The following is a 14,605-nucleotide window of genomic DNA, read 5'->3' as shown; positions in this document are numbered from 1 at the left end:
CGGGTTTACCCGCGAAGATGGCACCTCGGTGCCTGGCACGGGCTATGCCCGTGTTCGCGGGTAAATCGCACCGGCGAAGCAGGTAGTACGCTCCTCGATGAAAACCAACCGACTCTTTGACGCTGTTTTGACATTGGCCCGACAAACCAGCCCCTAGACTCCCCACCATCACTCCAAGGGTCTTGTGGATATGTCGCGGTACTGGCTGGGCCTGTGTGTCCTGTTGCTGTTGGCAGGCTGCGAGACCACTCACGAACAGATGGTCAATCAAGGTTATCCCCCCGCCTACGCCGACGGCTTCCAGGACGGCTGCAGCAGCGGCCGCCAGGCCGCCGGGCCGATGGCCGGCGACTTTCGCAAGGACGTTGTGCGCTATCTGCACAACCGCCAGTACGAAAGCGGCTGGGACGACGGCTTTCGCCAATGCCAGGCCATGCAGAACAGCGAAGAACAGCGCCAGTACCATGACCGCTACTGGGACGAACGCGACCGCGACTGGCAGCGCGAGAAGGACCAGGGCGCCGCCCGTGCCTATCGCCGCAACTGACGTCGCAAACGGACAACCGCTGCAACCCACAACCTGCCACCATGGTCTCCAGCACAAGGAGGCCACGCATGAGCCGAGCATTCGTCAACGAGGACCAGGCCGCCGCCCAGGCCGACCAGCCGGTGGAGCGCAGGGTCAGCGACCAGCCCAACTATGTCACTGCCACGGGCCTGGCCCTGCTGCAGCAGCGGGTGGCCGTGCTCAATGCCCGGCGGGCTGAGCTGCAGGCCCAGGGTGAGCGCGCTGACAAACAGCAGTTGGCCGATACCGAACGTGACCTGCGTTACTTCACTGCCCGCGTGCAGAGCGCGCAGGTAGTGCCCGCCGCCAGGTCCTGCGAGAAGGTACAGATTGGCAGCCAGGTGCGGTTTGTCGATGAAGACGGCCAGGAGCATCGAGTGCAATTGGTGGGGGAGGATCAAGCCGATGCGACGCAGGGATTGATCAACTGGGGGTCGCCACTGGGGCGGGCGCTGCTGGGGGCCGGGCCTGGGGATGAAGTTCTGTGGCAGCGGCCGGCGGGGAATCAGGTGATCGAGGTATTAGAAATTGACGACGAGCCTTGTGGGAGCGGCGGTGCGGCGACCCGACTTGCCCCGCGATAGCGCCAGCCAGGCAAACTTCGTAGCCTGATCCAACAGCATCGCGGGGCAAGCCCGCTCCCACGTGCCTCAGATCAGACCACGCCCTGCGCCAGCATGGCATCGGCGACTTTCACGAAGCCGGCAATGTTGGCGCCCTTGACGTAGTTGATGCTGCCATCGTCTTCCTGGCCATAGTGCACGCACGCATGGTGGATCGACTGCATGATGTTGTGCAGCTTGCTGTCCACCTCGCCCGCAGTCCACAGCAGACGCATGGCGTTCTGCGACATCTCCAGGCCCGACACGGCAACGCCACCGGCATTGGACGCCTTGCCCGGCGCATAGAGAATGCCGGCCTCGATGAAGATATCCACAGCGTCGAGGGTGGTCGGCATGTTGGCGCCTTCGGCCACGCAGATGCAGCCATTGCGCAGCAGGGTACGGGCGTCTTCGGCGTTCAGTTCGTTCTGGGTGGCGCATGGCAAGGCGATGTCGCACGGCAAGGCCCATGGCGTCTGGCCCTTGCGGAACTCCAGGCCGTATTGCGTGGCCAGCTCGCTGAGGCGGCCACGCTTGACGTTCTTCAGCTCCATCAGCGCATCCCATTGGGCATCGCTCAAACCGGCTTCGCAGAACAGCGTGCCTTCGGAGTCGGACAGCGAGATCACCTTGCCACCCAGGTCCATCACCTTGCGTGCGGCATACTGGGCAACGTTGCCCGAACCCGAGATCGCCACGCGACGGCCATCGATACGCTTGTCCTGGCGCTTGAGCATCTCTTCGGCGAAGTACACGCAGCCGAAGCCGGTGGCCTCGGGGCGGATCAGGCTGCCGCCATAGGTCATGCCCTTGCCGGTCAGCACCGAGGTGAACTGGTTGGCCAGGCGCTTGTACTGACCAAACATGAAGCCGATCTCGCGGGCACCCACGCCGATGTCACCGGCCGGCACGTCGAGGTCGGCGCCGATGTGGCGGTACAGCTCGCTCATGAACGCCTGGCAGAAGCGCATCACTTCAGCGCCGCTCTTGCCCTTCGGATCGAAGTCCGAGCCACCCTTGCCACCGCCCATCGGCAGCGAGGTCAGCGAGTTCTTGAACACCTGCTCGAAGGCCAGGAACTTGAGCACGCCCAGGTTCACCGACGGGTGGAAACGCAGGCCGCCTTTGTACGGGCCGATGGCGCTGCTCATCTGGATGCGGTAGCCGCGGTTGACCTGTACCTTGCCCTGGTCATCCACCCACGACACGCGGAACAGCACGGCGCGCTCGGGCTCGACCATGCGTTCGAGGATGCCGGCCTTGAGGTAGTGAGGGTTGGCTTCGAGGAAGGGCCACAGGCTGCGCAGCACCTCTTCCACCGCCTGGTGGAACTCGGGTTGAGCGGGGTCGCGCTGTTGCAGACGGGCCAGGAAGGCGTCGACAGATTCAGTCATGGTAGACATCTCACCAAGAGGGATTGTTTATTGGTTTTTTCGGGAATGTACCAAGAACCAATCGCACTGGAACAGGGCGAAATGTCGTTTTTATGAAATTATTTGGTGCGTTTTCTATAACTGTATACAAGTTTTTGAGCGATTTTGTGGGGTCGGGCTTGCCCCGCGATCAGCCAGATGCCTGCTATCGCGGGGCAAGCCCGCTCCCACGAGACCCGCCAAAACATTTTATGACAGGCACAAAAATGGGGCCCCTGAGGGCCCCATTCTTGTGCAACGAAAACCGGCTTACTGGGCCAGCTTCTTGTGACGCACACGGTGCGGCTGGGCAGCGGCATCGCCCAGGCGCTTCTTGCGATCGGCTTCGTACTCGGTGTAGTTGCCTTCGAAGAACACCACGCTCGAGTCGTCTTCATACGCCAGGATGTGGGTGGCCACACGGTCCAGGAACCAACGGTCGTGAGAGATCACGATGGCGGCGCCCGGGAAGTCCAGCAGGGCTTCCTCCAGCGAACGCAAGGTTTCAACGTCGAGGTCGTTGGACGGTTCGTCGAGCAGCAGGACGTTGCCGCCCTCCTTCAGGGTCAGGGCAAGGTGCAGACGGCCACGCTCACCACCGGACAGGTCCTTGACGAACTTCTGCTGGTCGCCGCCCTTGAAGTTGAAGCGGCCGACGTAGGTGCGCGACGGGATCTCGTAGTTGCCGATCTTGATCATGTCGGAGCCATCGGAGACCTGCTGGAACACGGTCTTGCCACCGTCCAGGTCCTCACGGCTCTGGTCGACGCAGGCCAGTTGCACGGTTTCGCCGATCTCGATGCTGCCCGAGTCCGGTTGCTCTTTGCCCATCAGCATGCGGAACAGGGTCGATTTACCGGCACCGTTACCACCGATCACGCCGACGATGGCGCCTTTAGGCATGGCGAACGACAGGTTGTCGATCAGCACGCGGTCGCCGTAGCCCTTGGTGACGTTCTTGAACTCGATGACCTTGTCGCCCAGGCGCGGGCCGGCCGGAATGTAGATCTCGTTGGTTTCGGAACGCTTCTGGAACTCCTGCGACTGCATCTCTTCGAAGCGCTGCAGACGAGCCTTGGATTTGGACTGGCGGGCCTTGGCGCCTTTGCGCACCCACTCCAGTTCCTCTTTCATGGCTTTTTCGTGGGCGCTCTGCTGCTTGGATTCCTGCGCCAGACGGTCCGACTTGGCCTCCAGCCAGCCCGAGTAGTTGCCTTCGTACGGGATACCGGCGCCGCGGTCCAGTTCGAGGATCCAGCCGGCGACGTTGTCGAGGAAGTAACGGTCGTGGGTGATCGCCACCACGGTGCCGGGGAAGTCGTGCAGGAAGCGCTCCAGCCAGGCCACCGAGTCGGCGTCCAGGTGGTTGGTCGGTTCGTCCAGCAGCAGCATGTCTGGGGCCGACAGCAGCAGGCGGCACAGGGCCACGCGGCGCTTTTCACCACCGGAAAGGTGTTCGATCTTCGCTTCCCAGGCCGGCAGGCGCAGGGCGTCGGCGGCGACGTCCAGCTGGCGCTCCAGGTTGTGGCCGTCGGCGGCCTGCAGGATGGCTTCGAGCTTGGCCTGTTCGGCGGCCAGCTTGTCGAAATCGGCATCCGGGTCGGCGTAGGCGGCGTAGACCTCGTCCAGGCGGGCCTGGGCGTCCTTGATCACGCTGACCGCTTCCTCGACCACTTCACGCACGGTCTTGGTTGGGTCCAGCTGCGGCTCCTGGGGCAGGTAGCCGACGTTGATGTCGGGCATCGGACGGGCTTCGCCGTCGAATTCCTTGTCGACGCCCGCCATGATGCGCAGCAGCGTCGATTTACCCGCGCCGTTCAGGCCGAGTACGCCGATCTTGGCGCCCGGGAAGAACGACAGGGAAATATTCTTGAGAATTTCCCGCTTCGGCGGCACGACCTTGCTCAGCCGATGCATGGTGTAGACGTATTGAGCCAAAACCAAGCCCTCTATCAGATAGGTAAAGACATCGACGTACGCCCGAGGCGGTTGCCCGGGGGATGTGTTTACGGGGTGTCATTGAACAAAGTGGGCCATTCTACGCCAAGCTGCGGCATTGCACAGAGTGGTCGCGCGTTGGCCAAGCCCTTGGGGCTGGAGTGACAGCGATGGCCTGTCAGAACCTCATCGCGGGCAAGCCCGCCGCCACAGGGTTCGCAGCGCCCCGAGGGGCTTGGACATACCTGTGGGAGCGGGCTTGCCCGCGATGAGGCCAGTGGCGTCTGGCAGGACTCAGACGTGCGACTGCCTGGCCTTGCCACGCGGCAGACGGCAACGGTCCGACTGCTCGGCCAGGCGTGCGGCCCAGGCCGACTTGACACTGAAGCCGCCGCTGCGGGCAGGCTTGTCGGCTTGCTGGGTGGCCGGCTTGCTCACTGCCTTGGCGGGTGCGGCGGCAGGCTTGGCGAGCGGCTGCACGGCAACTTCGGCAACAGGCTCAGCGGCGGCCTTGGCCGCCTTGGCCGACTTGCGCAGCTCGGCCAGCGACGGCGTCTTGTTCAGGCTGGCAGCAGCCGCGTCCGGCTTGGCCAGCGAGCGCTGGCAGGTCTTGCAGGATACGTCCTCGGCCGCGGCAGTGCTGACCAGGGTCTGACTGCTGCGCCCACAGGCAGAATCAAGACCATTGGTGGAATAGTGGGTAACCAAAACCTTACTTCTCCGATGCGTTGACTATGTAGCGGCCGGCATTCTCGCACAGGATGCAGGGGCTTGCCGAACCGGCATGACCGGCTGCGGTCACACCCACTGGCACTTTGCCATGTTTGAAGGCATGCTAGGCGGCTTCACATTAGCGGCTTATAGTGCGCCCGACGGCTTGCCTGGCCACGGCATGCGCCGTGCATGCGCCCTCCCTGCCGTCAGCCCAATCGCAGGACCAACGCTTGACCAATCTCACGCATCCGTCACCCCTGCGCCCCGCTGCTGCCAAGACCGGCACCCACCTGCGCGGCTCGCTGAAAGGGGCGCTGGCCCTGCTGGCGCTGGTGTTGCTGGGCCTGCTGCTGTGGCAACTGTTCACCCAGTTCCGCCATACCCAGGCCGACCTTCGCCAGCAAAGCCTGACGACCAGCGCGGAACTGGCCGACCACCTGAGCCTGAACATGGCGCTCAAGGCACAGCAAGCGCTGAACCTGGTCCAGCCCTACGTCAAAACCCCGGCGCCCGCCGCCCTGCCGACCCTGCTCGACACCTTGCAGGCGCGCCTGCCTGCCCTGCAGCATCTGGCCTGGCTGGACAGCAATGGCCAGACCCTGGTCGACACCCTGACCGACAGCGACGATCGCCCACTGATTGACGAGCTCCTGCAACTCAACCAGGGGCGCGCCTTCTTCTATACCAGCAGCCCAGACAACACACGGGTCTACCTGCTGCTGCGCCAGCCCGCCGAGCAGGACCGCGGCTACTGGCTGCTGCGCCTGAGCCCCGACTACTACAAGGAGCTGGCCCAACACCTGGATGGCCCCGGCCACCCATTGTGGTTGCTGGAAAACAGCCGCAACGGCGAGGTGATAGAGCGCCACGGCCCGACAACCACCAGCGGCGAGCCACTGCAGAGCGTGATGCTGGCCTACATCGACAACAGCAGCTGGCAGCTGCGCGGCCTGTTCGACGCAGGCCTGGCCCGTGGCAAGTTGCTTCCGGCGCTGATCGGCAAATGCGTGCTGGTGCTGTTCTGCGCCCTGCTGCCGGTCCTGGCGCTGATCAACATGCGCCGCCGCCAGCGCGCCTTGCAGGAGGACCGGCGGCGTTACCAGGAGATCTTCGAGGGCACCGGCGTGGCCCTGTGCGTGCTCGACCTTTCCAGCCTGCCCGGCCAGCTCGATCGCTACCACTTGCGCAACCGCGCCGCGCTCAAGCAGAGCCTGGCCCTGGAGCCGAACCTGCGCCGCTCGCTGCTGGCCGAACTGAAGATCACGGAAATCAACCAGGTCGCCCGCCAACTGCTCAACGTCGATAGCAATGAAGGCGCCTGGCAACGCCTGATCGATGGCAGCGGCGACGGCCGCGACAGCGTCGGCATGCAGCTGATCGACGCGCTGATCGAAGAACGCAGCCAGCTCGAACTGGAAGTGCGCCTGCCGGCCCCGCTGGGCGGCGAACTGCACCTGTGGCTGATGGTGCGCCTGCCGCAGCAACGCCGTGACTACCAGGCGGTGATCCTGAGCATCAGCGACATCACCAGCCGCAAGCAGGTGGAACTGTCGTTGCTCGAACGCGAGAGTTTCTGGTCGGACGTGGTCCGCACCGTGCCCGACCAGCTCTATGTGCAGGACGTGCACAGCCAGCGGATGATCTTCAGCAACCGCCACCTCGGCCAGACCCTGGGCTACGACCGCGCGGAGCTGGCGCAGATGGGCGAGCGCTTCTGGGAGTTGCTGCTGCACCCCGAGGACGCCGAGCACTATCAGACGCTGCGCCGGCAGCAGCTCGATAGCAACCGTGAACAGTCACTGTACTGCCAGCTGCGCTTCCGCCACCGCGACGGCGGCTGGCGCTGCTATGAAATTCGCGAGCAAGTGCTGTCCCGCGACAGCGACGGCCAGATCACCCGCATCATCGGTGTGGGCAAGGACGTCACCGTGCAGATCGAGGCCAGCGCGTCGCTGCGCGACAGCGAGCAGCGCTACCGCATGCTCGCCGAAAGTATCAGCGACGTGATCTTCTCCACCGACAACCTGTTGCAGCTCAATTACGTCAGCCCTTCGGTGCAGGCGGTACTCGGTTACCAGGCCGACTGGATCTTCGCCAACGGCTGGCAATCGATCGTCGCCAACCCGGCACAGCTCACTGGCGTCTATGGCCTGATGGAACGGGTCAGCAAGGCCCTCGGCGACCAGCAGCAGTTGGCCCAGCTGCGCACCACCCTGCCCACGCAACTGTTCCTGTTCGACTGCCTGCGCGCCGACGGCCGCAAGATCCCCATCGAGCTGCGCCTGGTGCTGGTGTGGGACGAGCATGAGCGCTTCGAGGGCGTACTCGGCGTGGGCCGCGACATCAGCCAGCAGCGCCGGGCCGAGAAGGACCTGCGCATGGCGGCCACGGTATTCGAGCACTCCACCTCGGCGATTCTGATCACCGACCCGGCCGGCTACATCGTCCAGGCCAACGAGGCGTTCAGCCGAGTCAGCGGCTATGCGGTCGCCGAAGTGCTCGACCAGCTGCCGGGCATGCTCACCGTCGAACACCAGCAGGACGCCCACCTGGGCTACGTGCTCAAGCAGCTCAACCAGCGCGGCAGCTGGGAAGGCGAAGTGTTCCTCAAGCGCCGCAACGGCGAGCACTACCCGGCCTGGGTCGGCATCACCGCGGTACTCGACGACGAAGGCGACCTGGCCAGCTACGTGTGCTTCTTCACCGACATCAGCGAGCGCAAGGCCAGCGAACAGCGCATCCACCGCCTGGCCTACTACGACGCCCTCACCCACCTGCCCAACCGCACGTTGTTCCAGGACCGCCTGTACACCGCCCTGCAGCAGGCCGAACGACAAAAGGCCTGGGTGGTGCTGATGTTCCTCGACCTCGACCGTTTCAAGCCGATCAACGACTCCCTCGGCCACGCCGCGGGCGATCGCATGCTCAAGGACATGGCCGAGCGCTTGCTGGCCTGTGTCGACGACGACGACACCGTGGCGCGCATGGGCGGCGATGAATTCACCCTGCTGCTGCAACCCAAGGCTACCCGCGAACTGGCACTCAACCGCGCCATCCACGTCGCCGAGAACATCCTCGGCAGCCTGGTCACCCCGTTCGTGCTGGAGAACCGCGAGTTCTTCGTCACCGCCAGCATCGGTATCGCCCTCAGCCCTCAGGACGGCAGCGAGCTGAGCCAGCTGATGAAGAACGCCGACACCGCCATGTACCACGCCAAAGAGCGTGGCAAGAACAACTTCCAGTTCTACCAGGCGGACATGAACGCCAGCGCCCTGGAGCGCCTGGAGCTGGAGAGCGACCTGCGCCACGCCCTGGAGCAGAACGAGTTCATCCTCTACTACCAGCCGCAGTTCAGCGGCGACGGAAAACGCCTGACCGGTGCCGAGGCGCTGCTGCGCTGGCGCCACCCGACCCGCGGCCTGGTACCGCCGGGCGACTTCATCCCGGTGATCGAGGAGCTGGGGCTGGTGGTGGACGTCGGCGACTGGGTGCTGCGCGAAGCCAGCCGCCAACTCAAGGCCTGGCACCTGGCCAAGGTGCGGGTACCAAAGGTGTCGGTGAACATCTCTGCCCGGCAGTTCTCCGATGGCCAGCTTGGCACGCGCATCGCCACCATCCTGGAAGAAACCGGCCTGCCGCCGGCATGCCTGGAGCTGGAACTGACCGAAAGTATCCTGATGCGTGAAGTCCACGAGGCCATGCAGATCCTCGACAGCCTGAAGAACCTTGGCCTGAGCATTGCGGTCGATGACTTCGGCACCGGCTACTCGTCGCTCAACTACCTCAAGCAGTTCCCCATCGACGTGCTGAAGATCGACCGCACCTTCGTCGACGGCCTGCCCGAGGGCGAGCAGGACGCGCAGATCGCCCGGGCGATCATCGCCATGGCCCACAGCCTCAACCTGGCGGTGATCGCCGAGGGCGTGGAAACCCACGAGCAGCTGGAGTTCCTGCGCGAGCATGGGTGCGACGAAGTACAGGGCTACCTGTTCGGCCGGCCGATGCCGGCCAACCAGTTCGAAGCGCAGTTCAGCAACGAGACGTTGTTCATGTTCCAGTGAGTTGCTGCAGGCTGGTGCGATCCATGTGGGAGCGGGTTTACCCGCGAAGCAGGCCACACGGCGCATGGCACCGGCATAGCCGGTGTTCGCGGGTAAACCCGCTCCCACAGGTATATCGTCGCGACTGAAATGCGCATCTAAAAACGGACCCAAGGGTCAACTCTCATATCCACCCAGCCCAGACACGGCGCGGCCTGCAACATGAGCCCCATTGGTCCGCGACTTGATGCCACTTCATATGCCAGGCGCGAATCAATCGGTTAGAATGCCCCCCCAATCCAGCCCGATCCTTGAGGACCGCCATGTTCAGCCGTGATTTGACCATTGCCAAGTACGACGCCGAGCTCTTCGAAGCCATGCAGCAAGAAGCCCTGCGCCAGGAAGAGCATATCGAGCTGATCGCTTCGGAAAACTACACTAGCCCCGCCGTCATGGAAGCCCAGGGTTCGGTACTGACCAACAAGTACGCCGAAGGCTACCCAGGCAAGCGCTACTACGGTGGTTGCGAGTACGTCGACGTTGTCGAGCAACTGGCCATCGACCGCGCCAAAGAGCTGTTCGGCGCCGACTACGCCAACGTCCAGCCGCACGCCGGCTCCCAGGCCAACGCCGCCGTCTACCTGGCGCTGCTGTCGGCCGGTGACACCATCCTGGGCATGAGCCTGGCCCACGGTGGCCACCTGACCCACGGTGCTTCGGTAAGCTCGTCGGGCAAGCTGTACAACGCCATCCAGTACGGCATCGACGGCAACGGCCTGATCGACTACGACGAAGTCGAGCGCCTGGCGGTCGAGCACAAGCCGAAGATGATCGTTGCCGGCTTCTCGGCTTACTCGCAGGTACTGGACTTCGCCCGCTTCCGCGAAATCGCCGACAAGGTCGGTGCATACCTGTTCGTCGACATGGCCCACGTCGCCGGCCTGGTTGCCGCTGGCGTGTACCCGAACCCGGTGCCGTTCGCCGACGTGGTCACCACCACCACCCACAAGACCCTGCGCGGTCCACGTGGCGGCCTGATCCTGGCCCGTGCCAACGCCGACATCGAGAAGAAGCTGAACTCCGCCGTCTTCCCGGGCGCCCAGGGCGGCCCGCTGGAGCACGTCATCGCCGCCAAGGCCATCTGCTTCAAGGAAGCCCTGCAGCCTGAGTTCAAGGCTTACCAGCAGCAAGTGGTGAAGAACGCCCAGGCCATGGCTTCGGTGTTCATCGAGCGCGGTTTCGACGTGGTTTCCGGCGGCACCCAGAACCACCTGTTCCTGCTGTCGCTGATCAAGCAGGAAATCTCCGGTAAGGACGCCGACGCCGCCCTGGGCAAGGCCTTCATCACCGTCAACAAGAACTCGGTGCCGAACGACCCACGTTCCCCGTTCGTCACCTCGGGCCTGCGCTTCGGCACCCCGGCCGTGACCACCCGTGGTTTCAAAGAGGCCGAGTGCAAAGAGCTGGCCGGCTGGATCTGCGACATCCTGGCAGACCTGAACAACGAAGCGGTGATCGACGCCGTGCGTGAGAAGGTCAAGGCCATCTGCAAGAAGCTGCCGGTGTACGGCAACTGATTGGCAGACGCCTGATGTGAAAAAGCCCGGCCATGTGCCGGGCTTTTTTGTGGGTGCTTGGCGAGAGTCTTGCGGCACTCGATCTCATAGGCAAAACTACTGTTAAGTCACACAACTAGTAGTCCCCACACTAATCCCGCTAATAGTTCTAGCGGGCCGAGGCGTTTCTGCTTCGGCATTTGCCCCGTAGTGTCTTAATGCATGACCGCGCTTGATGGCTTGCATCAGTTGCCAGATGAGCACCCGTTTCAACGCTGGCTCCATCACCGCCTCAGCTAAACCCTCTTCCAAAAGGAAGTCATCGAAATTCGACCCGATGTGCAGATTCATTTGACCCACTCTCATGAAGACCTTGAGGTGGAAAAAATGCCGCCATAAGGCGGCATTCACAAGTCAGACACTTCTGACCGCCCCATCACTCAAAGCCTCGAAACCTGCCCGGATCTTCTCCTCCGGCAGCTCATCACCAATGAACACCATCACGCTTTCCCGCGCCTCGCCTTCCTTCCACTCGGCATCCCAATCAAACCCATACAGCTTGAGCACCCCCTGGAACACCAGTCGGCGGTCTTCGCCGGCAATGTTCAGCACGCCCTTGTAACGCAGCAACTGCTTGCCGTGTTCCTCCAGCAGCTCGTTCATGAAGTCGCTGAGACGATCGATATCCAACGGCGTTTCGGTGCGCAGCACCAGCGTCGAGATACGGTCCGGTGTGGCCGGCTTGAGCACCGGCCGCAGGGCTGGCTTGAGGCTGATGCCCAGGTCCGGGTTGAGGTTGAAGCCGCGCACATCGAGCAACTCGGCCAGGTCGATGCGGCCGTGCTCCACCACGCGGATCGCCGCCCGGCCGTTGATGCGCCCCAGGCGTTCGCGCAGCGTCTCGACGGCTTCGGGCTCGGCCAGGTCGGTCTTGCTCAGCAGCAGGCGGTCGGCAAAACCGACCTGGGCCTGGGCGATGGCCTGGGTCAGGTGCAGTTCGGCATGCACGGCATCGACCAAGGTGATGATGCCGTCGAGGACATAGCGCTCACGCAGCTCCTCGTCGATGAAGAAGGTCTGCGCCACTGGCGCCGGGTCGGCAAGGCCGGTGCACTCGATCACCAGACGGTCGAAGGCGATTTCGCCGGCATCCAGGCGCTCCAGCAGCAGGTACAGGGCACGGGTCAGGTCGCCATGGATGCTGCAGCACACGCAGCCGTTGGCCAGGGTCATGACCTGCACCGGTTCGTCGCCCAGCAGCTGGCTGTCGATACCGGCCTCGCTGAACTCGTTTTCGATCACGGCGATCTTCAGGCCGTGCTCGGCCTTGAGCATGTGTTTGAGCAGGGTGGTCTTGCCGGCGCCAAGGAAGCCGGTCAGCACGGTAACGGGAATCGGCGTATGCACGCGGTTGTCTCCTGGAGCTGAAAACGAAAGTGGGAGCCCGGTTGCCCGGGCTCCCACTGATTCACACGTGTCGCGGGTTCAACAGCACTTGGGCCCGGACTTGCCACCGTAGCGCGCTTCCTGGCGTTCGCGGAAGAACGCTTCGTAGCTCATCACCGGTTTGTCCGGGTGCTTGGTCTGCATGTGCTCGACGTAGTTGTCGTAGTCGGGCATGCCGACCATCAGGCGGGCTGCCTGCCCCAGGTACTTACCCAGTCGACTCAAGTCGTTGAACATCGCGGCATTCCTCTCAAGCGTCAGGCAAAGCCTGGAACGGGGTTTCCTTGTCGCTGCGCTCCTTGCGGCCCCAGGCGGCATAGCCGACCTTGAGGGCGAAGAACAGGATGCTGAACACCACCAGCAGGAACAGGACCGTCAGGCCGGCGTTGGTGTAGGCGTTGAAGATCACGTGCTGCATCTGGCCGATGTCCTTGGCCGGGGCCAGCACCTGGCCTGCGTCCAGGGCGGTGCTGTACTTCTTGGCCAGGGCCAGGAAGCCGACGGCCGGGTTCGGGTCGAACAGCTTGATGAAGCCCGCCGTGGTGGTGCAGATCAGCAGCCAGACTGCAGGCAGCAGGGTGACCCAGATGTAGCGCTGGCGCTTCATCTTGATCAGCACCACGGTGCCGAGCATCAGGGCGATACCGGCCAGCATCTGGTTGGAGATACCGAACAGCGGCCACAGGGTGTTGATGCCACCCAGCGGATCGATCACGCCCTGGTACAGCAGGTAGCCCCACATCGCCACGCAACCGGCGGTGGCCAGCAGGTTGGCGCCCCAGGACTCGGTGCGCTTGAGCGCCGGCACGAAGCTGCCCAGCAGGTCCTGCAGCATGAAGCGCCCGGCACGGGTACCGGCGTCCACGGCAGTCAGGATGAACAGCGCTTCGAACAGGATCGCGAAGTGGTACCAAAACGCCATGGTGTTCTCACCCGGCAGCACCTGGTGCAGGATCTGCGCGATACCGACCGCCAGCGTTGGCGCACCACCGGCACGGGCCAGGATGGTGTGCTCGCCGATGTCGCGGGCGGTGGCTTCAAGCTGCTCGGGGGTGATCATGAAGCCCCAGCTGCTGACCGTTTGCGCCACCGAAACGACGTCGGCACCGACCACTGCGGCCGGGCTGTTCATGGCGAAGTACACGCCTGGCTCGATCACCGAAGCGGCAACCATGGCCATGATGGCGACGAACGACTCCATCAGCATGCCGCCGTAGCCGATGTAGCGGGCGTTGGTTTCGTTGTCCAGCAGCTTGGGCGTGGTCCCCGAGGAGATCAGCGCGTGGAAGCCGGACACCGCGCCGCAGGCGATAGTGATGAACAGGAACGGGAACAGGGTGCCCTTCCACACCGGGCCCGTGCCGTCGGTGAACTGGGTCAGCGCCGGCATTTTCAGCTCGGGGGCGATGATCAGGATACCGATGGCCAGGCCGACGATGGTGCCGATTTTAAGGAAGGTGGAAAGGTAGTCACGCGGCGCCAACACCAGCCAAACCGGCAGCACGGCAGCGACGAAACCGTAACCGACCAGCATCCAGGTGATCTGCACGCCGGTGAAGGTGAAGGCCGGGCCCCAGACCGGATCCGCGGCGATCTGGCCCCCCAGCCAGATCGACAGCAGCAACAGCACCACGCCGATGACCGAGATCTCGCCGATGCGGCCCGGGCGGATATAGCGCATGTAGATGCCCATGAACATCGCGATCGGGATGGTCGCCATCACCGTGAACATGCCCCACGGGCTCTCGGCCAGGGCCTTGACCACGATCAGCGCCAGCACCGCGAGGATGATGATCATGATCAGGAAGCAGCCGAACAGGGCGATGGTGCCCGGGATGCGGCCCATTTCCTCACGCACCATGTCGCCCAGCGAGCGGCCGTTGCGACGGGTGGAGAGGAACAGGACCATGAAGTCCTGTACCGCGCCAGCCAGCACCACGCCGGCGATCAGCCACAGCGTGCCGGGCAGGTAGCCCATCTGTGCGGCGAGCACCGGGCCCACGAGCGGGCCGGCACCAGCGATTGCCGCGAAATGGTGGCCGAAGAGGATGTGTTTGTTGGTCGGGACGTAGTCCAGGCCATCGTTGTTGAGTACCGCGGGCGTGGCCCGGCGGGGGTCCAGTTGCATCACCTTGGTGGCGATGAACAGGCTGTAGTAACGGTAGGCAACCAGGTAGATGGCCACTGCCGCGACCACGATCCACAAGGCGTTGATTGCCTCGCCGCGCCGCAGGGCTACCACACCCAGCGCGCAGGCCCCTATGACTGCCAGCGCCAGCCACGGAATGTGGCGTAGCAGGCTATTATTGTTGTTCATGGTTTACTTCCA

10 protein-coding genes are annotated in these 14,605 nt (G+C 63.8%); 4 read left to right on the top strand and 6 right to left on the bottom strand.

What is annotated here, in order from left to right; genetic code table 11:
• Positions 1-190 precede the first annotated feature (190 nt).
• Together RTH46_RS07885 and RTH46_RS07880 are read left to right on the top strand one after the other, a co-directional pair.
• A complete protein-coding gene (locus tag RTH46_RS07885) occupies positions 191-547 on the top strand; it encodes a hypothetical protein (protein ID WP_316905368.1) in 357 nt (118 codons plus the stop codon).
• A 68-nt stretch (positions 548-615) separates the two neighbouring features.
• A complete protein-coding gene (locus RTH46_RS07880; RefSeq protein WP_153788651.1) occupies positions 616-1,152 on the top strand; it encodes a GreA/GreB family elongation factor in 537 nt (178 codons plus the stop codon).
• A 71-nt stretch (positions 1,153-1,223) separates the two neighbouring features.
• On the opposite strand, the gene gdhA is transcribed toward RTH46_RS07880, so the two are convergent.
• The 3 genes from gdhA to RTH46_RS07865 all read right to left on the bottom strand — a co-directional run bounded on the left by gdhA (position 1,224) and on the right by RTH46_RS07865 (position 5,228).
• A complete protein-coding gene (gene gdhA, locus RTH46_RS07875; protein WP_316905367.1) occupies positions 1,224-2,564 on the bottom strand; it encodes an NADP-specific glutamate dehydrogenase in 1,341 nt (446 codons plus the stop codon).
• 288 nt (positions 2,565-2,852) lie between these two features.
• Positions 2,853-4,520: an energy-dependent translational throttle protein EttA gene (ettA, locus tag RTH46_RS07870; RefSeq protein ID WP_153788653.1), complete on the bottom strand. Its 1,668-nt coding sequence runs from the start codon at positions 4,518-4,520 to the stop codon at positions 2,853-2,855.
• A gap of 294 nt (positions 4,521-4,814) precedes the next feature.
• A complete protein-coding gene (locus tag RTH46_RS07865) occupies positions 4,815-5,228 on the bottom strand; it encodes a hypothetical protein (protein WP_153788654.1) in 414 nt (137 codons plus the stop codon).
• A 236-nt stretch (positions 5,229-5,464) separates the two neighbouring features.
• Here RTH46_RS07865 and RTH46_RS07860 point away from each other — a divergent pair, with 236 nt between their 5' ends.
• The gene (locus RTH46_RS07860) at positions 5,465-9,295 is read left to right on the top strand and encodes an EAL domain-containing protein (RefSeq protein ID WP_153788655.1); all 3,831 of its coding nucleotides are present in this window, start codon (positions 5,465-5,467) and stop codon (positions 9,293-9,295) included.
• A 302-nt stretch (positions 9,296-9,597) separates the two neighbouring features.
• On the top strand, positions 9,598-10,851 hold the full coding sequence (glyA, locus tag RTH46_RS07855; protein WP_110996555.1) for a serine hydroxymethyltransferase: 1,254 nt from the start codon (positions 9,598-9,600) through the stop codon (positions 10,849-10,851).
• Positions 10,852-11,244: 393 nt separating this feature from the next.
• Here the strand turns inward: glyA and yjiA are convergent, their stop codons facing one another.
• From yjiA to RTH46_RS07835, 3 genes are all read right to left on the bottom strand, one after another.
• A complete protein-coding gene (gene yjiA / locus RTH46_RS07845; protein WP_316905366.1) occupies positions 11,245-12,237 on the bottom strand; it encodes a GTPase in 993 nt (330 codons plus the stop codon).
• Between the two features lie 78 nt (positions 12,238-12,315).
• Positions 12,316-12,513, bottom strand: coding sequence for a YbdD/YjiX family protein (locus tag RTH46_RS07840; protein ID WP_110994698.1), 198 nt, complete (start codon positions 12,511-12,513; stop codon positions 12,316-12,318).
• 13 nt (positions 12,514-12,526) lie between these two features.
• Positions 12,527-14,593 carry a carbon starvation CstA family protein gene (locus RTH46_RS07835; RefSeq protein ID WP_153788657.1) on the bottom strand — a complete coding sequence of 689 codons (2,067 nt, stop codon included), beginning with the start codon at positions 14,591-14,593 and terminating at the stop codon, positions 12,527-12,529.
• Positions 14,594-14,605 lie beyond the last annotated feature (12 nt).

Source organism: Pseudomonas sp. zfem004 (assembly GCF_032621715.1).
Taxonomy (GTDB): Bacteria; Pseudomonadota; Gammaproteobacteria; order Pseudomonadales; family Pseudomonadaceae; genus Aquipseudomonas; species Aquipseudomonas sichuanensis.
This window is presented reverse-complemented; position numbering and strand designations above follow the sequence as displayed.

Bases quoted from the DNA above. Each gene is read 5' to 3' on its own strand.
- glyA (WP_110996555.1), top strand. From the start codon at position 9,598: ATGTTCAGCCGTGATTTGACCATTGCCAAGTACGACGCCGAGCTCTTC.
- RTH46_RS07880 (WP_153788651.1), top strand. From the start codon at position 616: ATGAGCCGAGCATTCGTCAACGAGGACCAGGCCGCCGCCCAGGCCGAC.
- gdhA (WP_316905367.1), bottom strand. From the start codon at position 2,564: ATGACTGAATCTGTCGACGCCTTCCTGGCCCGTCTGCAACAGCGCGAC.
- RTH46_RS07835 (WP_153788657.1), bottom strand. From the start codon at position 14,593: ATGAACAACAATAATAGCCTGCTACGCCACATTCCGTGGCTGGCGCTG.
- RTH46_RS07840 (WP_110994698.1), bottom strand. From the start codon at position 12,513: ATGTTCAACGACTTGAGTCGACTGGGTAAGTACCTGGGGCAGGCAGCC.
- RTH46_RS07885 (WP_316905368.1), top strand. From the start codon at position 191: ATGTCGCGGTACTGGCTGGGCCTGTGTGTCCTGTTGCTGTTGGCAGGC.